Source organism: Idiomarina sp. T82-3 (genome assembly GCF_001577655.1).
Classification (GTDB): domain Bacteria; phylum Pseudomonadota; class Gammaproteobacteria; order Enterobacterales; family Alteromonadaceae; genus Idiomarina; species Idiomarina baltica.
Genome location: NZ_LSBQ01000003.1, coordinates 45261 through 64515 on the forward strand (window position 1 = coordinate 45261; position 19255 = coordinate 64515).

At 48.5% G+C, this 19255-nt stretch carries 14 protein-coding genes; 11 read left to right on the forward strand and 3 right to left on the reverse strand.

From position 1 onward, the window contains the following. Window positions 1-120: 120 nt before the first annotated feature. The 3 genes from AWU56_RS02540 to AWU56_RS02550 all read left to right on the forward strand — a co-directional run bounded on the left by AWU56_RS02540 (window position 121) and on the right by AWU56_RS02550 (window position 5037). The gene (locus tag AWU56_RS02540; RefSeq protein WP_286681692.1) at window positions 121-2268 is read left to right on the forward strand and encodes a TonB-dependent receptor; all 2148 of its coding nucleotides are present in this window, start codon (window positions 121-123) and stop codon (window positions 2266-2268) included. A gap of 79 nt (window positions 2269-2347) precedes the next feature. Continuing rightward, entirely contained in the window at window positions 2348-4594 is a 2247-nt protein-coding gene (locus AWU56_RS02545; RefSeq protein WP_083773235.1) for a S9 family peptidase, read from the forward strand. Window positions 4595-4644: 50 nt separating this feature from the next. Continuing rightward, window positions 4645-5037 carry an acyl-CoA thioesterase gene (locus AWU56_RS02550; RefSeq protein ID WP_006955104.1) on the forward strand — a complete coding sequence of 131 codons (393 nt, stop codon included), beginning with the start codon at window positions 4645-4647 and terminating at the stop codon, window positions 5035-5037. A 66-nt stretch (window positions 5038-5103) separates the two neighbouring features. On the opposite strand, the gene AWU56_RS02555 is transcribed toward AWU56_RS02550, so the two are convergent. Both AWU56_RS02555 and fldB read right to left on the reverse strand, forming a co-directional pair. Continuing rightward, a complete protein-coding gene (locus AWU56_RS02555; RefSeq protein WP_286681693.1) occupies window positions 5104-7506 on the reverse strand; it encodes a zinc-dependent metalloprotease in 2403 nt (800 codons plus the stop codon). 19 nt (window positions 7507-7525) lie between these two features. Beyond that, a complete protein-coding gene (gene fldB, locus AWU56_RS02560) occupies window positions 7526-8050 on the reverse strand; it encodes a flavodoxin FldB (protein ID WP_207328202.1) in 525 nt (174 codons plus the stop codon). Between the two features lie 88 nt (window positions 8051-8138). Here fldB and AWU56_RS02565 point away from each other — a divergent pair, with 88 nt between their 5' ends. After that, entirely contained in the window at window positions 8139-8414 is a 276-nt protein-coding gene (locus AWU56_RS02565) for a YfcL family protein (protein ID WP_006955107.1), read from the forward strand. 1 nt (window position 8415) lies between these two features. On the opposite strand, the gene mnmC is transcribed toward AWU56_RS02565, so the two are convergent. Then, window positions 8416-10233, reverse strand: a complete 1818-nt coding sequence (gene mnmC, locus AWU56_RS02570; RefSeq protein ID WP_286681694.1) for a bifunctional tRNA (5-methylaminomethyl-2-thiouridine)(34)-methyltransferase MnmC2/FAD-dependent 5-carboxymethylaminomethyl-2-thiouridine(34) oxidoreductase MnmC1 — start codon at window positions 10231-10233, stop codon at window positions 8416-8418. Between the two features lie 210 nt (window positions 10234-10443). Here mnmC and fabB point away from each other — a divergent pair, with 210 nt between their 5' ends. The 7 genes from fabB (at window position 10444) to folC (ending at window position 19252) form a co-directional block, all read left to right on the forward strand. Continuing rightward, window positions 10444-11658, forward strand: coding sequence for a beta-ketoacyl-ACP synthase I (gene fabB, locus AWU56_RS02575; protein WP_006955109.1), 1215 nt, complete (start codon window positions 10444-10446; stop codon window positions 11656-11658). A 24-nt stretch (window positions 11659-11682) separates the two neighbouring features. Next, window positions 11683-12828 carry a 4-phosphoerythronate dehydrogenase gene (locus AWU56_RS02580; RefSeq protein ID WP_333809737.1) on the forward strand — a complete coding sequence of 382 codons (1146 nt, stop codon included), beginning with the start codon at window positions 11683-11685 and terminating at the stop codon, window positions 12826-12828. Between the two features lie 15 nt (window positions 12829-12843). Beyond that, window positions 12844-13860, forward strand: a complete 1017-nt coding sequence (locus AWU56_RS02585) for an aspartate-semialdehyde dehydrogenase (RefSeq protein ID WP_006955131.1) — start codon at window positions 12844-12846, stop codon at window positions 13858-13860. Between the two features lie 78 nt (window positions 13861-13938). Further along, window positions 13939-16188: a FimV/HubP family polar landmark protein gene (locus AWU56_RS02590; protein WP_286681696.1), complete on the forward strand. Its 2250-nt coding sequence runs from the start codon at window positions 13939-13941 to the stop codon at window positions 16186-16188. Between the two features lie 21 nt (window positions 16189-16209). Continuing rightward, a complete protein-coding gene (gene truA / locus AWU56_RS02595) occupies window positions 16210-16995 on the forward strand; it encodes a tRNA pseudouridine(38-40) synthase TruA (RefSeq protein ID WP_272978107.1) in 786 nt (261 codons plus the stop codon). Window positions 16996-17093: 98 nt separating this feature from the next. After that, window positions 17094-17975, forward strand: coding sequence for an acetyl-CoA carboxylase, carboxyltransferase subunit beta (gene accD / locus AWU56_RS02600; protein WP_006955128.1), 882 nt, complete (start codon window positions 17094-17096; stop codon window positions 17973-17975). 14 nt (window positions 17976-17989) lie between these two features. Continuing rightward, entirely contained in the window at window positions 17990-19252 is a 1263-nt protein-coding gene (gene folC / locus AWU56_RS02605) for a bifunctional tetrahydrofolate synthase/dihydrofolate synthase (RefSeq protein WP_286681697.1), read from the forward strand. The last annotated feature ends 3 nt before the right edge of the window (window positions 19253-19255 follow it).

Here is a 19255-nt window from a genome sequence, read left to right on the forward strand (position 1 = left end):
AGAATCACTACCACGTCAACAAACAAGAGTGTTGCAAAACGTAAACCAGACATGTAATGTTATATTATCACATTAACCGGTTAGAGCTCTCCCTGAGTAACAATAAGAGTAGGTATATTTATGAAGTCGTTAAATGCAATCACCCTTGCTGTGTTAGCTGCTTTGCCAGCCAGTGCCCTCGCTCAAGCACAACAGCAATCGAAAGAAGATAGTCGCTCAAATAAGGTGGACGAAACTATCGTGATCCAAGCGAGTCCGTTGAATAAGACACCGCTTGAAAGCGCTCAACCTGTGAATATTATTTCTGGTGACGAATTAAAACTTAAACAAGCACATAGTCTGGGTGAAACGCTCGCACTAGAGCCTGGTATTAATAACACGCATTTTGCCACCGTCGCTGGTAGTCCAATTATTCGGGGTCTCGGTGGACCGCGAGTGAAAGTGACACAGAATGGTTTGGATACCGGGGATGTATCTCGAGGTAGCCCCGATCATGCAGTAACGACCGAAACCAGCACCGCGGAACAAATTGAGGTCTTACGGGGGCCTGCGACTTTACTCTACGGTAGTGGTGCTATTGGTGGCGTGGTGAATGTAGTCGACGAACGTATCCCCTCGGCACCCGTCTATGGCCTTGAGGGCAGTGTTAATGTGAACTACGACAGTGTAAACAACGGCCGTGGCGGTTCATATGATATGACGGTGGGTAATGGCGACTGGGCGCTTTATGTCGATGCTCATCGCCGTTTGTCTGATAACTACGATACACCTGACTTTATCAATGATGAAGGCGAAGTATTAGACCACGTCGAAAATAGCTTTGTTGATTCGAAAGGCGGTACTGTAGGTGCTTCTTATCAGTTCGATAACGGTTATTTTGGTATCTCTTATCAAGGTCTTTATCAAGAATATGGAATTCCGGGCCATGAGCATCATCATCATGACGAAGCTGGGCATGAAGAAGAGCCGGCGCACGCTGAGGCGGCAGGACCTTTTGCCGACTTAGAACAGAAACGTTGGCAAATTGCCGGTGAGCTCCGTGACCCCTTTAGCGGTTTCGAGGTGATTGAAATGCGCGCTGCGCTGACTGATTACCAACATAGCGAAATTGAGGGCGACACCGTAGGCACCCAATTTAAAAACCAACAAAAAGAAGTTCGACTGACCGCGCGTCATGCGCCTATTGCAGGCTGGAGTGGCGCTATTGGTTTTCAGTGGGACTCGGCCGATAAAACAGCGCGTGGTGAAGAAGCCTTTACGCCAGATGCCAAGCGTCGGAGCCAAGGTGTTTTCTGGGTGGTTGAGCGTGAAATAGACAATCATCATGTCGACTTGGGCATTCGCCAAGAGCGGACCGATCTTAGTAGCACCGAGCTGGCGCTTAATACGTTTAATGCCACCTCATTATCGGCGGGCTACATGTATCATATTGATGATGCAAGCTCATTTTCAGTGAATCTCTCTCATTCAGAGCGTGCGCCTAGCGCGACTGAGGTATTCTCCAACGGTGAACATTTCGCTACACGCACCTACGAACTGGGTACGCTTTACGAATTGCATGATGAAGGCAATGGTGAATACCATTTGCATCAAGAAAACACGGACATCAAACTCGAGACGTCCAACAATATTGATGTAGGTTATCACTTTGAAACCGACCGCGTTCACGTGCAAGCGAACGTTTTCTACAATCGCGTCGATGACTTTATTTACGAGCGTTTTACCGGCATTAACTCCACCGCGATTCACACCGATGAGCACCATGATGAGCATGCGGGCGAAGCCGCCCATGATCATGCGCATGATGGCGATGGCTTGATGGTGGTGCAATTTTCTCAAGCCGATGTCAACCTCTACGGCTACGAGTTAGAGGCCGATTATCGATTAACGGATGCGTGGTCGGTCCATGGTTTCAGTGACTATACGCGTGCGGAATTGCGCGATGGTGGCGATTTGCCACGCATCCCCGCGCAACGTGTGGGTACTGAAGTGCGTTATCAAGCGACTCATTGGGACGGCGCGATTGGTTATACGCGTTATTTAACGCAGGATAAAATTGCCGCTAATGAGACAGAGACGGATGGTTTTGGTCTACTCAATGCACACGCGAGCTTTTATCCGAACTGGCTAGCACAATATGGTGCGACGGTTTATTTGAAGGGCGAGAATCTGACCAACCAATTGGGTCGTGTGCATAGTTCGTTCTTAAAAGATGATGCACCGATGGCAGGGCGTAACTTTAAAATTGGTGTGTCAGTGACCTTTTAACATTGTTTATTGAACGCATCGACTGAACATTACGCAGCATCTTTGGTATTCTCTCGCTGTTAAAAAAAACAGGGAACCCATGATGCTGCGTTTTTCATTATTATCAGCCAGTGTGATTCTGGCCTCAGTGGTGATGCAACCACAAGTTGAAAGCAAAGAACTATCTATTGAGCGAATTTTTAGCTCCCCATCACTTTCCGGCGACTCGATGCGAGCGCTGCGTTTCTCACCCGACGGTCAACGTTTGACCTACTTAAAAGGTCGCGCTGATGATGCCAGTCATTATGACCTTTGGTCTTACAATTTAGCCACCGAAAAGCATCAGCGTTTAGTGAATGCGGATGACGTGTTTGCCGGTGAGGAAGTCTTATCCGATGAGGAAAAGGCGCGTCGTGAACGCTTAAGGTTGAGTGGCTCCGGCATTGTGAGTTATCAGTGGTCAGCACAGTCCGATGCGCTGCTATTTCCGTTAGCCGGTGATGTTTATTACTATTCACTTGAAACTGGCAAGGCACGCCAAATTACCCATACCGAAGCGTTTGAAACCGACGCAAAGTTGTCGCCTCAAGGACATTATGTTTCTTATATCCGTGAGCAAAACCTGTATGTTTACTCTTTGGAAACGGGTACCGAACAGGCAATCACGCGCTCGGGCAAAGACACCATTAAATATGGTATGGCAGAGTTTGTCGCGCAAGAAGAAATCGATCGTATGACCGGATATTGGTGGTCACCGAACGAACGTAAAATTGCCTTAACACGGGTCGACGAGTCTCCCGTTGATATCGCGGTACGGAGTGAGATTTATGCTGATCACATTGATATGATCGAGCAGCGCTACCCGTTTGCTGGTACACCGAATGTTGATATTGACTTAGGTGTGGTGGATGTTGATTTCAGTGGTGCGGATAATCTTGAATCTGGAATCAAATGGCTTGGACTCGACGAATTAGGTGACGGCTACTTAGCACGTGTTAAATGGCTCAAAGACAGTCAACGTTTCAGTTATCAGTGGCAAAGTCGCGACCAGCAACGACTCGACCTGCATATGGTTGATGTGAATGATACGGCCGACAATGTGATTTTAACTGAAACGAGCGATAGCTGGGTTAATCTAAACGACGATCTCTATTTTCTTGATGACAACAAGCATTTTATTTGGGCATCAGAGCGCAGCGGTTACAAGCACCTTTACCTGTATCGTGTTGATGGTGGGTTGATTCGTCAATTAACCTCGGGGGACTGGCAGGTCGATGAACTTGCAGCCATTGATGAAAAAACCGGGGTGTTTTATTTTACTGGACGCGAGAAGTCACCGCTTGAGCTGCACTTGTATCGCAATCAGCTAAATACCACATCACCTGCGACACCGAGTCGCATTACCGAGCAAGAGGGGATGCACCATATACAGTTTGCGGCCGACGGAAGCTCGTATGTGGATACCTTTGAGTCTTATAAACAGCCGCCGCAGATCAGTTTAAATGGTCCGACCGGTAAGCGTCTGACTTGGCTAAAAGAAAACAAAATCGACGACCAACATCCGTTAAAGCCGTATTGGCGTGATTGGTTGTATCCCGAGTTTGGGACGTTGGAAGCTGAAGATGGGCAAACACTCTATTACCAGCTGACCAAGCCTGCTAATTTTGATTCTAGCAAGCAATACCCTGTCATGGTCTATGTTTACGGTGGGCCGGGCGCTCAAGTCGTCACTAAAGGCTGGGGTAATTACTTAGTTCAATACATGGCTCAGCAAGGCTATGTTGTATTTAGTGTCGATAACCGAGGTTCGTTCAATCGCGGTAAGGCATTTGAGGCACCGATCTATAAGAATATGGGGACGCCTGAAATCGCTGATCAAATTCGTGGTGTTGAGTTCTTACGCACGCTCGATTATGTCGATCCTGAACGTATCGGGATTCACGGTCACAGCTATGGTGGCTATATGACGTTAATGGCGATGTTTAAGGCGTCAGACTACTTTGCCGCCGGCGTTTCTGGTGCACCGGTAACCGATTGGCGCTTGTATGATACGCATTATACTGAGCGTTATATGGGGATGCCACAGCAGGGTGATGCGTATGAGAAAGCGTCGGTATTTCCTTATACGGACGGGTTAAGCGGTGACTTGATGATTTATCACGGTATGGCCGATGACAACGTGTTATTTACGCACAGTACGAAGCTCTATAAGCAGTTGCAGGATAATGCACAGCCATTCCAAATGATGAATTACCCGGGTAAGAAGCACTCGCTCAATGGTAAGAATACGCGTATTCATCGTTACCAATTAATTGCCAACTTTTTTCAACAAACGTTGAAGCAATAATAGGTTATACTAGCGACTCTGAAACGAATTTAAACTGTTGAGGAGTCGCTATGCGCTTTTTATCTCGCCGTTTGGTCATGCCCAATGACCTCAATTTTGCAGGTTCTCTATTCGGTGGTCGTATCCTCGAGTGGATTGATGAAGAAGCCTATATTTTTGCGAGTTGCCAGCTTGGTGCTAAGAGTTTGGTGACCAAGCACATTGGCGCTATTACCTTCGAAACCTCAGCGTTTCAAGGCGATGTGGTTGAGTTTGGTTTACAGGTTAAGTCAGCCGGTCGTACTTCATTGAATATTACTTGTGTGGTTCGTAATAAGCATACTAAGCAAAATATTTGTACGGCTGATGATATTGTCTTTGTACACATCGATCCAGAGACCCGTCAACCGACGCCTCACGGCAAAACAAAAGAAGAGCTGGATGAATTTAACTTCGATAGTTAATAATGACTGAGTTAAAAAAACGGCGCATTTTCATGCGCCGTTTTTTTATGTTCATCCGTTTAGTGATTAAATTGGCGAACCAGGAGGCAGTGCCGCGGGCGCATAACCTGTAGGCCACTCTCCGTCGGCGAGGTAATTGTTGAGCTGTTCAGCAAGCGCTTCAACAACACTGTGACCTTTAAGCTTATTGGTGAGCCTTACGGTCGCTTTGCGTAACGCAAGGCGAACTTCAGGGGCGACAACTTCATCCTGCATGGTGTTCACGAGCGCATTCGCTGCGGTAACTAAGACACGTTGATTAACAGGATCCTCGGGTTGTGACTGCCAATCGTTAATCAATGTGCTGAACAGTTGATTGACCACCGCAACAGGTGATGGGACGTCAGAGTTCAAAGCATGTTGTTGACTCAGACGGTTAAGTCGTTCTGGATTTAAAATCAGTGACAAGCTAAAACCAGAGGCACTTGCAGCCATGCTTACCGGATCTGGAATGAGTCCTGTGCGCCCCTCAAAGCGCTCACGGTTGTCCTGGTGACCATAAGCGAGCGGAACGAGTAATTGCTGAATGTGCTTCGGAACGCGAACTGTGCCAGCACGTGTCGTCTCGATAAGCAGATTCAGAGCACGTTTCTGTGATGCAGGACTCACCGCGGTAAAATCGTTAGGCGAATGGTCATTGATATAGTATCGATAATTGACTCCCCCTAACCATTTAGCCGCAGCTTCAGTTTGGTAGCGATGGAGTAAGTAAATAGGAACAAATACTTCTTGCAAGTCGCTGAGCGCCGCAGTCGCGGGGAGTTGGTGTTGACCAAACTGAGCAAGTACTTGCTTGCGTACATTGAGGAGCCGCTCGAGTTCAGTGACTGTATCACTGCCATTATCCCATAAATGAGCGGTAGGATGTGCGCCGCCAGTAGGGCGAGCGTCGCGGTCAGAGATAAACGTTAAGCCCAAGGATTGATTCTCTTTGAGAATTCGGTCGAGTTGCTCGCGCTCACTGGGCATGCCACCAAAATCGCTGTAACCATAGGCGATGACTTGCTTATCCCACTCGCCAATACCTGTATCATAAGCATCATTGAGACTGATTACGCCCTCGGTTGTCAGCGTAACAAGCGGGTGAGGGTAGTCCATTACAGACGCGCGATTTTCAGTGCTCGCGGCAAAATTATGGGCAATGCCGAGTGTGTGTCCGACTTCGTGGGCGCTTAATTGGCGAATACGTGCCAGTGCCATTTGCTCGATTTTTTCTTTTAGTTGTTCGCTATTTTCTTTATTGAAAGGACCTATTAGCCCTTCAGCGATTTTCATATCTTGACGCACACGTAACGAACCGAGCGTTACATGGCCTTTGATAATTTCGCCTGTGCGCGGATCGATAACCGATGAACCATAAGACCAACCGCGGGTCGCACGGTGGACCCACTGAATCACATTATAACGGACATCCATAGGATCTGCGTCGGCCGGTAACATTTTCACTTGAAACGCATTTTCATAGCCGGCCGCGGCAAATGCTTGCGCCCACCATGACGCGCCCTCAAGTAAGGCAGACTTAACGGGTTCTGGCGCCCCGGGGTCAAGGTAGTATGTGATGGGCTGTTGTGCCTCACTGCTCGAAGCAATGGGATCTTTTTTTGCTAGACGGTGGCGTGGGATAACGCGCTGAACAATGGGCTCACCTAGGGGCGCTGAATAGTCGTAATAGGTTTGCGCCCAAAAGCCACTGTTGGGCGAAAATTGACGAGGACGATAGTTATCATCCGGTAAACGAATAAATGAGTGGTGCAAATGTAAAGTGAGCGCATCAGCATTGGGTAAAATGGCATTAACGTAGCGTCCCTTGCCCTTGCCGACGAATGTCACCGTTGCCTCGAACTCGGTATTGTCCGGGAAGCTTTTAGTCCGAGCGGGATAAACAACTGAGCGGTCATTATCGATGCTGTACTGGCCTTGCCCCGTCTGTTGCAAACGCTCACTCACACCATGAACATCGGTCATTAAAAAGGGTGTGTAATCAACGAGCACACCGCTCTCGTTTGCGGCAACCACGTTAAAGCCAAACAGTGTGCTATCGGCGAATGCCTGTTGGACACTGGCGTGTTCGGCTGGATTTTTATCGTCGGCACGATATTGCGTATTTTCGGCAACCAGCAAAACCCGTTGACCTTGCACGGTAAAATGGGCAAGTTGTGTTTGTCCTAGCTGCCCTCGATCTAGGCCGACATCATTTGAACCGAGCCCCCAAGGTAAACTGGTCTGGAAGATAAATGAACCTTGGTTGCTGGGCACATACAAATAGTATTTACCGCGATTGGTATCATGATAGAAATCAAAAAAGCCCTCGGCTTTTTGCATTGATTGTGTGAACTCAGCAACACGGGGCATCGGTTCAGGCGCTGCGATTACAAGGCTGGTTTGCAGCAGCGCAATACTAATCCATACAACGCGAATTAAGTTTCGCATGTTGGCTTCCTTCTTGTTGTTATAATTGTTCAGCTATTTCTTCGAGAATTTGTGTTGTCCATTGCTCGATGCGCTCTTCAGATAAGTCGTACTGAGTGTCCTCGTCAAGTGATAATCCGACGAAGTACTGCTGATCCTCGGTGAGCGCCTTAGACGCAGCAAATTCATAACCTTGGTTCGGCCAAAAGCCGATGCGCTTACAGTCTTTATCGGCAATGGCGTCGTGCAACATGCCGAGCGCATCCTGAAACCAATCAGTATAGCCTTGCTGGTCGCCCATGCCATAAAGAGCAACGATTTTGCCTTGTAAGTTGAGCGGCGTAATATCGTCCCAATGACTTTCCCAGTCTTCTTGAAGCTCGCCAAAGTCCCATGTCGATATACCCAAAATGAGGATATCAAACTGTTCAGCTTCTTTTAGCGGCGTGTCTTTAATATCAAATATCGAGACAATGTCTTCGCCAATGGCTTGCTGAATTTTTTCAGCGGCAATTTCGGTATAGCAGGTAGTTGAGCCATAAAACAGGCCGATTTGCAACGACATAACAACCTCGTTGGATAGTTTCGATGGGTGCATTGTAGCAAAAACCTCGTTAAAATAACGTCTCAGTAATATGAAAAAAGGTGATTAGATGTCGTTTAATGCGGTTATTGAGCAGTTAGAAAGTGTCTTCGATCAGGTTTACGTTGATGGTTCCGATGATGAGTTGTTTGCGAGCGGTTATCTCCGTGGCCATTTTGACCTAGTCGTTGCCCGCATGGAAATGAACGACGAAACGGATGCCCAAGCGATCATTCCCAACCTTAAAGCGGCGGTCGAGCAGGCAAAGCATGAACTTGCACCGGCCGACCAAACGCATGTGAATAACTTAGTTGAACAGCTCGACATCGTGGTTCGTAGCGTTTAACTCACTTAATCAGACGTTGTGGTTGCAAGCGCGATCGCGCGTCTTTGGTTAACGGAACCACACCGCCACTGAGTTGCTCGGCTAACAACTCTGCTAAGATGGGTGCTGCGGTTAAACCGCGTGAGCCAAGTCCGCTCAACAGCATAAGACCCGTGTCTAGGGCACCGGCTGCGGGCATGTGATCGGGTGTCGTGGCTCTTATACTGACACGATGCCCTGTGACCTCAAGGTGTTGGCTCCAAGTTTGCTGAGCGCAACGCGCAAGCGAATCGCAGTTCGCTGTATCGGCCTCGACGGAAGCATTCAGGTCGGATTGGCCACGTTCAAAGGTCGCACCGATACAATGCTCGCCATTTTGTGCCGGTACCATGTAACCCTTGTAGCAAAGCACCTTGTTCAATGCTTCTGTTTCCGCGGTCGCCCGAATAGTCGAGATCTGACCTTTTACGGGTATCATCTTCAGATTGGAGTCAAAGAGTGTCGCTGAGGCGTGGCCGCATGCGATCACGACGCGTGCTGCCGAGTAACGGGCGCGAGTACCGACCAGTGTCCAGGCTAGTGTGGGGCTGTCTAAGTTACTTGGAAAAATGCGTTCAACGGTGTCGGTCATCCAGTCGGAATCCGACTCGTTGAACATGGCCCGAACCAGTTTTGATGGATTTAACCAGCCTGCATTAGGATAATATAAACTCGGTTGCTCGATGGGGAGTCGAGCAAGCGTCGAACTCTGCTCGCTGGCGAGCGCCGTGACCGTCGCGGATGAGTAATCGCACGCGGTAATCTTCTCTATCCTATCGATGCGGCTGGCATTAAATGCCGGTTGAATCACACCAGAAACGAACCAATAGCGATCACGCCAAGGGGTGTAATAACTGATTGCGGTCGAGCTGGCTTGCAAATAGAACCGAGTTAACGGTGTGAGTTCAGCGTGCAACAGCGGATAAACTGCGCCTTGCGGGTTACCCGATGCGCCGTCGGCTAAGCCCTGACTTATGACACGACAGGGGATTTGCCGTTGCTGTAAAGCGCGCGCTAAGCAAGCGCTGGCAATGCCCCCACCGACCAAGGTAACGGGTGCACGACAGCGGCTACTTTTTACTATCTGACCCGGGAAGTGACCGCATAACATTTCGCGTTTACGACCAAAGCCTTTGACTTTATTGACCTGGAAACCGGCTTCATTAAGTCCGCGCTTGACCATGCCCGCTGCGGTAAATGTGGCAAAAGTGGTGTCTCGATGCGCCGAATTTGCCATGGTGTTGAATAGCGCCGACTGCCACATCGCTGGATTTTTTGCCGGCGCAAAGCCGTCGAGAAACCAAGCATCAACTTGATGAGCCAGACTTGTCTGCCACTCGGCTAGGGTTTCGATAATATCGCCAATCCACAAATCCAGCACAACCCGCCCTTGGTCAAAAACTAAACGGTGACAACCCGGTTCTGTTGCGGGATATTGTTCGAGTAATGGTTCCGCCACAGCAGCGACCGCGGGTAGTGTGGCTAATGCCTGTGCTAGCTGAGACTTGGAAAGAGGGTACTTTTCAACGCTGATAAAGTGTAACCGTGTACAGGACCGAGCATGTTGACGATAGTCGAGCCATGTGAGCAAAAAGTTTAGCCCTGTCCCAAAGCCCGTTTCTGTCACAACAAAGTCATACTGAGCTGGCAAGCTGACCCAACGTTCGGGTAAACCATTGTGCTTAAGAAAAACGTATTGGCTTTCGTCAATACCGCTGTCTATAGAGAAATAGATATCATCAAATGTTTGTGAGATGGGCACGCCCGACTCGTTAAAATCGATTTTTGCATGATTTGACATGCTGAACACCATGAATTCTTGCGCAATGCTCGCTATAATAACAACTTTGCAAACAATAGTTGATGACTTTGTACTTGATGGTAAGACAACAGGCAGGGTAAAGAGAAAAAATTTTATACAAAGCAGACCACCTGTTGACCCGTTGTTCGTTACCATACAACATAAGAAAATTTTTAATTTATCGGCCCATCGCCAATACAGGAATAAGTAATGAGAAGAGCTGTGATTACCGGACTCGGTATTGTATCGAGTATCGGAACCAATCAAAAAGAAGTCCTTGAATCGCTACGTACCGGTAAGTCGGGCATAGAGCGTTCTGAATCCTTTGCCGAAATGGGGTTGCGTTGCCAAGTTTGGGGCCCAGTTCGGTTAGACGTCAAAGACCATATTGATCGTAAAGCCTTACGCTTCATGGGTGACTCAGCAGCCTATGCGTATATTGCGATGCAACAAGCGATTGAAGACGCTGGCTTAAGCGAAGAGGAAGTATCTAATCCGCGTACTGGTCTTGTAGTGGGTTCAGGCGGAGCGTCAGGTGAACATCAAGTGGCGGCTGCTGATATTCTTCGCGAGCGTGGTGTTAAGCGTGTAGGGCCCTACATGGTTCCGCGATGCATGGCATCAACCACATCCGCTTGTTTGGCAACGCCATTTAAGATTAAAGGCATTAATTACTCAATTAGTTCTGCGTGTGCAACATCGGCACACTGCATTGGTCATGCGTTGGAACTAATTCAATTTGGCAAGCAAGATCGCGTATTTGCGGGCGGTGGTGAAGAGTTGCACTGGACGCTCGGTATGGAATTTGACGCGATGGGCGCTCTAAGCACCAAATACAATGATACGCCAGAAAAAGCATCGCGTACCTATGACCGCGATCGTGATGGCTTTGTCCCTGCAGGTGGCGGCGGCATTTTGGTCATTGAAGAACTTGAGGCTGCGAAGGCTCGCGGTGCAACAATCTATGCCGAGATCGTTGGCTATGGTGCGACATCTGATGGCTACGATATGGTAGCGCCGTCGGGTGAAGGCGCAATTCGCTGCATGAAGATGGCGATGGAAACCGTTGACACGCCAATCGACTACTTAAACACGCACGGTACCAGTACGCCTGTGGGTGATGTTAAGGAATTAGAGGCGATTCGTGAGGTGTTCCCGGAGAAGACGCCATTTATTAGCGCAACTAAAGCAATGACAGGTCACGCGTTAGGGGCCGCAGGTGTACACGAGGCAATCTACTCGTTATTGATGATGAAAAATGGCTTTGTGACGCCGAGCATCAATATTGATAACTTAGATGAGGCTGCTGAGGGTATGAACATCGTGCGCGAACCTACGGAAGCTAAGTTACGCACTGTGATGTCTAACAGCTTTGGTTTTGGTGGCACCAATGCATCATTGGTACTGCGCGAATATCAAGACTAAGTTATTTTGAATCGGTCTAAACGTATTCACATCGTTGCCGACCAGAATATTCCTGCGTTGCCTGAGTTATTAGGCAACGTAGGTCACCTCTCATCTTATGTTGGCCGAACGCCCCCTCCCGAGCTACTCGAAACGGCCGACGCGTTGTTAGTTCGGTCAATTACGCAAGTCGACGCGGCGTTATTAAAGCAAGCGCCACAACTAAAATTTGTTGCGACGGCAACCATCGGTAAAGAACATTTAGCTATTGATGCGCTTGATGCGCGTGCGATTCAGTGGGCCAATGCACCGGGTTGCAATGCAGACTCAGTCGGTGAGTATGTGCTTACGGCTGTGCTTAAGGTACTGCAACAGCAACACCGGCTCGACGAGGTATTCGATTTAGACGTCGCTATTGTCGGAGCGGGCCATACCGGCACGGCTGCCGGTCAACGCTTAGCGGCGTTGGGCATGAACGTGCATTACTATGATCCGCCGCTCGCAGAACAAGGTGATAGTCGAGCTCATTCACATTGGCAGCGGGTGCTAACTTCGGACATTATTAGTTTACACGTGCCGTTAACGCGTAAGGGCTTGTACCCAACGCATCATCTCATTGATATTGAAGCGCTCCAGTCATTGCACTCTGGTCAACTACTCATTAATGCGTGTCGAGGTGCCGTGATCGATAACCATGCGGTCATTGCGCGGTGCGAGCAAGGCGAATGCCCGACATTGGTGTTTGATGTATTTGAGGGTGAGCCTGAGGTTAACAAGGCTATTTTACCTTATCTTGCCATTGCGACGCCGCATATTGCTGGGCATAGCATAGAAGGCAAAGTCGGTGGCGCATATCAAGTCGCTACTGCCTTATGCAAACACTTTGATATTCCCTTGCCGGTCAAATTAGCCGATGTTCTACCCGAGGTTAATTGGCGGACTTTAGGTGCCGTCAGTATTCAACGACTCCCTGACTTAGCCAAACTCGTTTTGGCACTGTACCCTATCGATGAAGATGATCGCATGATGCGTAGCCACGGGCTGACAGCATCGGGTTTTGATCAACTACGCAAGAATTATCGTAAAGATAATCCTCGTCGACAACTCAACAATCAAAGTATTGCATGTCATAATGCAGCACAGGTTATTCGATTCAAGCAGCTTGGTTTTAATGCATACCAAGTTTGTTAGGCTTTAGGAGTGATTATGGCAGAAGGTTTTCGTGTCGCGGTATTGGGTGCGACAGGGCTTGTTGGTCAGCAAATGATCGAGATTTTACAGCAACGTGACTTTCCCGTTGCGCAATTGTATCCGTTAGCCAGCGCGCGTTCGGTAGGTGCGACGGTAAGCTTTAAAGGGGAAGATGTCGAAGTCATTGATGCGGAGACTTTCGACTGGAGCGAAGCTGATATCGGCTTTTTCTCTGCCGGTGGTGAGATTTCAAAAGTATTTGCTCCAAAGGCTGCTGAGGCCGGTTGTGTGGTTATTGATAATACCTCCGAGTTTCGTTATCAACCGGATATTCCTCTGGTTGTGCCTGAGGTTAATGGTTGGGCGCTAGCAGACTTTAGAAACCGTAACATTATTGCCAACCCTAATTGCTCAACCATTCAAATGATGGTTGCGTTAAAGCCATTGCATGATGCGGTCGGTATAGAACGGATTAATGTCGCTACGTATCAGTCTGTTTCAGGCGCGGGAAAAGAGGCGATGGAAGAGTTGGCTAAGCAGACGGCCGAGCTATTGAACGCCAAGGAGCCAACCGTTAGCCAGTTTAGCCGTCAGATCGCCTTTAACTGCATTCCGCAAATTGATGTTTTTCAGGATAATGACTACACCAAAGAAGAAATGAAAATGGTGTGGGAAACACAAAAAATACTTAACGACCAGAGCATTCGAGTGAACCCAACGGCGGTTCGCGTACCTGTTTTCTTTGGGCATGCTGAAGCCATCCATATCGAGACACGACAACCGATAACCGCTGAGTACGCTAAAGACTTGTTACGTGAAGCGCCGGGTGTCACGTTGTGCGAAGACCGCCAAGATTTTCCGACTCAGGTTGGCGATGCCGCGGGTAAGGATGATGTTTTTGTAGGGCGTATTCGAGAAGATATTAGTCATCCGCAAGGTCTAAATTTGTGGGTTGTTTCAGATAATATCCGTAAGGGCGCTGCAACTAACTCGATCCAAATCGCGGAGTTGTTGATTAAAGAATACTGGTAATAACGAAGTGGCTTAAAATAAAGTTTTTATGTTTATAGCCGTTAAATATTATAGGAAATCGTGGGCAAGAGAACGAACATGAGTGATTCCCAATCAAATCACAATAAAGGGATTAAGCAGTTGATAAAACACTTAACAATGAGTGTCGTTACATCAGTAGCGATGGCTGTATTCTTATGCATTCCACTTTCTGCCCACGCGTTTTACCAGGACGGAACGATTATCAAGGGGCCGAAAGGTGCCGAGGCATCCGATGTGCGTTCTGGCGAAGAGCGTTATGGCCCGATTAAGTCGTCTGATACGCTGTGGTCTATCGCATCACGCTATCGGCCGCACTCGAGTGTGACGGTCTACCAAACGATGGCGGCTATTGTTCAAGCAAATCCACGCGCGTTCGTGGATGGCAACATGAATCGAATGCTTGATGGTTTTTACTTGCGTATACCCAGCTTGCAAGAAATTAAGATGATTAACCCAGAGGCTGCACGGCGACAGGTCTTGGCCGATGAGTCTTTACAGGATAAACAGCAGCAACTCGCTGCAATTGAGCAGCAGGCAAAGCAAACACGAACTGAGCAGCAGCAGTTATTAGAGCAAGCCAAAGCGCGCGCCGAAGAAGCCATTCAACAAGTGGAATCACGTCAGCAGTCCAACTTTGCTGAGTTACAGTCGCAAGTCAATGATTCAATGAACGCGGTTAAAAAGGTCTATGCGGAAAATGAGTCAATTCAGAAGCGGCTCGATGATTTAGCCGACCGAATCGCCACTATCTCCGAGCAGCTAAAAGAGTCTGATGATCTAGAGGGCCAGTTCAATCAGCTATTAGAGCAACAAAGAGCCCTCATTAATCAACAGCAGCAACAACAAAGTGCGGATGGACTGTCGTGGTTGCAAAGTCCGCTTAATATCGCTTTGTTATCGATTTTACCTGCACTGCTCATTTTAGGATTAATTTATTGGTTTTTCTTCCGTCGCAATAAGACGGTCGCTGAGTCGAGCCAGACTGGTGCGTCAGAGCAAGAGCTTACTGAAGAGCAAGCGGCTGAGCAACTTGACCGTGAGTTAATGGGTGGCGCCTCAACTCACGCTGATGATGGTCTATTCGATTTTGATGGTAATACGGCACTTGATGATGAAGAAGAAGAGGGTAACGATTTAAGTGACCTAGAAGCCGAATTAGAAAACTCGCCTGTTGATCAAGACGATGATTTTAGTATTCAGCTTGATGGTGATGATGATGAAGAAGACCCGTTGTTCCCTAACAATAACGGTGATAGCGAAGGTAGTGATGTTGATGATATCGATCAACATGTACTTCCCGAAGAAGATGATGAGTCGTTGGTGGCGGAACCGGATACTGACAAGACTGAGCCTGAAGACAGCGATGAATCCTCTGAATTGTCTCAAGATGAACTGGACAAGCTATTTGGCGAAGCCGAAGATGACGAAGTGCCAGCACTGGATCTCGATCTGGATGAGCAAGCAAATGAGGATGCAAACGAGAGCGACGAAACAGATGAATCACAAGGCGAGGATGCAGACGTTACAGGTGAAGACCTGGAAAGTAACGAATCGGATGAACAACCAAGTGCGGAGAGTGAAGACTCCAATGACGAATTAGTCAGTGATGATATTTTTGATGAAGAAGCGGCCGCTGAAGCATCGAAAGATGAACCGGAACAAGAGCCAGAGCCAGAAGCAGAAGAAACGCTGGATCAAGATTCAGAAGCGGACGTGCAACAGACACCTTCATCAGATGATTCCGCCGAAGATACCGAGTTTGATGATGGGGAGCATGATAACCCGTTGGATGATGCGCTGGCACAACTGGGAATAGAGGCTGACGAAGTCGACGAAGAAGAGCCGTCCGATGAAGTGTCTGATGAACAGTTGGACGACCTGTTAAATGAAGCTGCTGAAGTGGAAAGTTCGCTGACCGAGCTGACAGAAGACAGTGATGCTGAGGCCGATAAGGAAACAGAGCACGTATCAACGGACCAAGCGGGGAACGCTGACACGTCGTCCTCGGTAGATGAGTACGTGGATATAGACGAGTTGATGGAACAGGCCGATAGCGAAGAGGAGACCGACAACTATACGTCGGATAACGTCGGTCGTGTGCTGGGTGACGAAGAAAGCGAGAGTTCGCCGCAGGATGAGTTGGATACTGCGGATGAGGAGCGACTCGGTCAGCTTGATCTTGCTCGTGCGTACCTCGATATGGATGAGAAGGAAGATGCCGAGGACATTTTGGTCACTTTATCTGAAGGCGAGGATGAGGTTGCCGAAGAAGCACGCGTCTTATTGCAACGTTTGCAGTCGGAATAATTGAATTCGTAAGGGAGTTGTATGCGAATTGCGTTAGGGCTTGAGTATGATGGTCGAGCTTACTATGGTTGGCAACGCCAGCGTGAAGTGGACTCAGTTCAACAAAGGCTGGAAAACGCCTTAAGTAAGGTCGCCGATCAGGCGGTAGAAACCGTGTGTGCCGGCAGAACCGATGCGGGCGTTCATGCAACCAACCAGGTCGTGCATTTTGATGTCTCTACGCCACGACGCGCAGCCGCCTGGACCTTAGGGGTTAATAGCCATCTACCACCTGATATCGCAGTGCGCTGGGCACAACCGGTTGATGATAGTTTTAGCGCACGGTTTAGTGCGACTGCGCGTCGCTATCGTTACATCATTGCTAACCACGCTCTAAGACCGGGTATTCATAGTCACGGCGTCAGTCACTATCATCACCCACTCGATGTTGATGCGATGCAGGCGGCGACTCCGGCTTTATTAGGGGAACATGATTTTAGTGCTTTTCGCGCGGCGCAATGCCAATCGCACTCTGCCCATCGTGAGATAACCCACCTCAATGTTCATCGCCGTGGCGATTTTATTATTGTCGATATCAAAGCCAACGCTTTCTTGCATCATATGGTGCGTAATATTGTTGGTAGCCTCATTGTTATCGGTCGCCATCAGCAAGATCCCAGTTGGCTCGGCGAGCTGTTAGCAGGAAAAGACCGCACCAAAGCAGCGGCGACCGCCAAGCCAGGCGGTTTGTACTTAGTCGAAGTGGATTACCCGAAAGACTGGCAACTACCTAAAGCTGAACCGGGTCCGCTTTGGTTTACAGAGTGATAAAAAACCGCGACTGTTACGACCTCTTTGCTTGACCCATTTGTGCTACCATGTAATCTAATCAAAATTTTTTATTAAAGCTGAGTAAGCGGACCATTATGAGCTGGATTGAACGTATTCTTGCTAAACCTAAAGTCAACAAACGTCGCAATGTTCCAGAAGGCGTTTGGAGCAAATGTGCTGCGTGTGATGCCATTTTGTATCGTAACGATTTAGACCGTAGTTTAAATGTTTGTCCTAAATGTGGGCACCACATGCGTTTGACAGGCCGCGAACGATTACGCATTTTTTTAGATGAGACTGGCGTCTCAGAAATTGCTGCGGATTTGGAACCTAAAGATATCCTTAAGTTTAAGGATTCGAAGAAGTACAAAGATAGAATTGCCGCAGCTCAAAAAAGCAGTGGCGAAAAAGATGCCTTGATTGCACAGCGTGGAACGGTATTAGGCGTTCCCGTGGTCGCTGTAGCCTTTGATTTTAACTTTATGGGTGGCTCGATGGCATCCGTAGTCGGCGCTAAGTTCGTGCAAGCTGCTGAGCTTTGTTTGGAACATAACCTACCACTGGTGTGCTTCTCAGCATCTGGCGGAGCGCGTATGCAAGAGGCTTTGATGTCGTTGATGCAAATGGCGAAAACCTCTGCCGCGTTGGCTAAGATGAGCGAAGCGGGTCTGCCCTATATCTCGATTTTAACCGATCCGACGATGGGTGGTGTGAGTGCGAGTTTGGCGATGTTGGGTGACATCCACATTGCTGAACCTAAGGCATTGATAGGCTTTGCAGGGCCTCGTGTTATCGAACAGACGGTACGCCAAACCTTACCGGAAGGTTTTCAGCGTGCTGAGTTTCTACTAGAACATGGCGCGATCGATATGATTGTTGATCGTCGCGAGATGCGCTCAACTGTGGCACGTCTGTTAGCTAAATTCCAAAATCTAGAAAGCCCGGCACAAAGTGAAATGGAAGCCGCTGACTTGTGATGAACGAGCAAATAATGACGCCGACAGCGACTAGCTCGCTGTCGGATTGGCTGACTTACCTTGAACGAATCCATCCTACAGAAATTGACCTTGGGTTAGAACGCTCGCATCAAGTGCGTGAGCGCGCTGCAATTACTCAGCCCGCTCGTTTCACTATTACTGTCGCGGGTACTAACGGCAAAGGCAGCAGCGTGGCGATGTTGTCGTCAATACTTCAACAAGCGGGCTACAAAGTCGGTGTGTATACATCACCGCATTTAGTGGATTACCGAGAGCGCGTACAAATCAACGGTGCCCTGTTATCTGAAGCCGAGCATTCTGCGGCCTTTGCAGCTATCAACGACGCCCGTCAAGACACCTCATTAACCTATTTTGAAATGGGAACGCTCGCTGCATTGTGGTTAATGCAACGCGCTGAACTCGATGTCGCTATTTTGGAGGTCGGTTTAGGTGGTCGGTTGGATGCTGTGAATGTGGTTGATCCTGATGTCGCAATAGTCACCAGTATTGGTATTGATCATGTTCAATTTCTTGGTGATAACCGTGAAAAAATAGGCTTTGAAAAGGCTGGGATTGCGCGTCGAAACCGTCCGCTCATCTGCGGCGACAGCTACCCACCGAAGAGTATTGCTGCCCAGGCTTCATCAATCGGTGCCGATCTTAAACAAGTGGGACGTGATTTTTCAAGTAAACGGTATGACGACTATTGGCATTATTACGGGCTTAACGTTAACTTGTTTAATTTACCGTCGCCTCAGCTTCCATTAGTGAATGCTGTGACCACATTAGCGGCGCTTGAATGCCTCCCATTGGCGGTCAGCGAAGATGCCATAAAGGCAGGATTGGTAAAGGCATCATTGATGGGGCGTATGCAGCGACTGCACCACCAGCAGGTGGAGGTATTACTAGATGTCGCGCATAACGGTCATGCGGCACAGTATGTTGCCCAGCAACTAAAGCGCATGCCACATCAAGAAATTATCGCGGTAGTGGGTATGCTGAAAGATAAAGATGCCAACGCCGTGTTTGAAGCATTAAGCCCCCACATTACTGAATGGGCGCTAGGCACCTTACATGAACCGCGCGGTAATACAGCTGAACAACTGGCTGCTTGTGAAGCGCTCAATAGTGCACAGGCCAGTTGTTTTGATAGTGTCGAAGCTGCTTTTGATTTTGCTGTAGAGCGGGCACAACAAAAAAACGCTCTGGTGTTCGCGTTTGGCTCGTTTTACACTGTAGGTCACATTTACGCACAAATTAATTCGGGTAACGAATAGGAG

Excerpts from the sequence above, each read along its gene's own strand:
- AWU56_RS02540 (WP_286681692.1), top strand. The coding sequence starts at position 121 with ATGAAGTCGTTAAATGCAATCACCCTTGCTGTGTTAGCTGCTTTGCCA.
- AWU56_RS02545 (WP_083773235.1), top strand. The coding sequence starts at position 2,348 with ATGATGCTGCGTTTTTCATTATTATCAGCCAGTGTGATTCTGGCCTCA.
- AWU56_RS02550 (WP_006955104.1), top strand. The coding sequence starts at position 4,645 with ATGCGCTTTTTATCTCGCCGTTTGGTCATGCCCAATGACCTCAATTTT.
- AWU56_RS02555 (WP_286681693.1), bottom strand. The coding sequence starts at position 7,506 with ATGCGAAACTTAATTCGCGTTGTATGGATTAGTATTGCGCTGCTGCAA.
- fldB (WP_207328202.1), bottom strand. The coding sequence starts at position 8,050 with ATGTCGTTGCAAATCGGCCTGTTTTATGGCTCAACTACCTGCTATACC.
- AWU56_RS02565 (WP_006955107.1), top strand. The coding sequence starts at position 8,139 with ATGTCGTTTAATGCGGTTATTGAGCAGTTAGAAAGTGTCTTCGATCAG.
- mnmC (WP_286681694.1), bottom strand. The coding sequence starts at position 10,233 with ATGTCAAATCATGCAAAAATCGATTTTAACGAGTCGGGCGTGCCCATC.
- fabB (WP_006955109.1), top strand. The coding sequence starts at position 10,444 with ATGAGAAGAGCTGTGATTACCGGACTCGGTATTGTATCGAGTATCGGA.
- AWU56_RS02585 (WP_006955131.1), top strand. The coding sequence starts at position 12,844 with ATGGCAGAAGGTTTTCGTGTCGCGGTATTGGGTGCGACAGGGCTTGTT.
- AWU56_RS02590 (WP_286681696.1), top strand. The coding sequence starts at position 13,939 with ATGAGTGATTCCCAATCAAATCACAATAAAGGGATTAAGCAGTTGATA.
- truA (WP_272978107.1), top strand. The coding sequence starts at position 16,210 with ATGCGAATTGCGTTAGGGCTTGAGTATGATGGTCGAGCTTACTATGGT.
- accD (WP_006955128.1), top strand. The coding sequence starts at position 17,094 with ATGAGCTGGATTGAACGTATTCTTGCTAAACCTAAAGTCAACAAACGT.
- folC (WP_286681697.1), top strand. The coding sequence starts at position 17,990 with ATGACGCCGACAGCGACTAGCTCGCTGTCGGATTGGCTGACTTACCTT.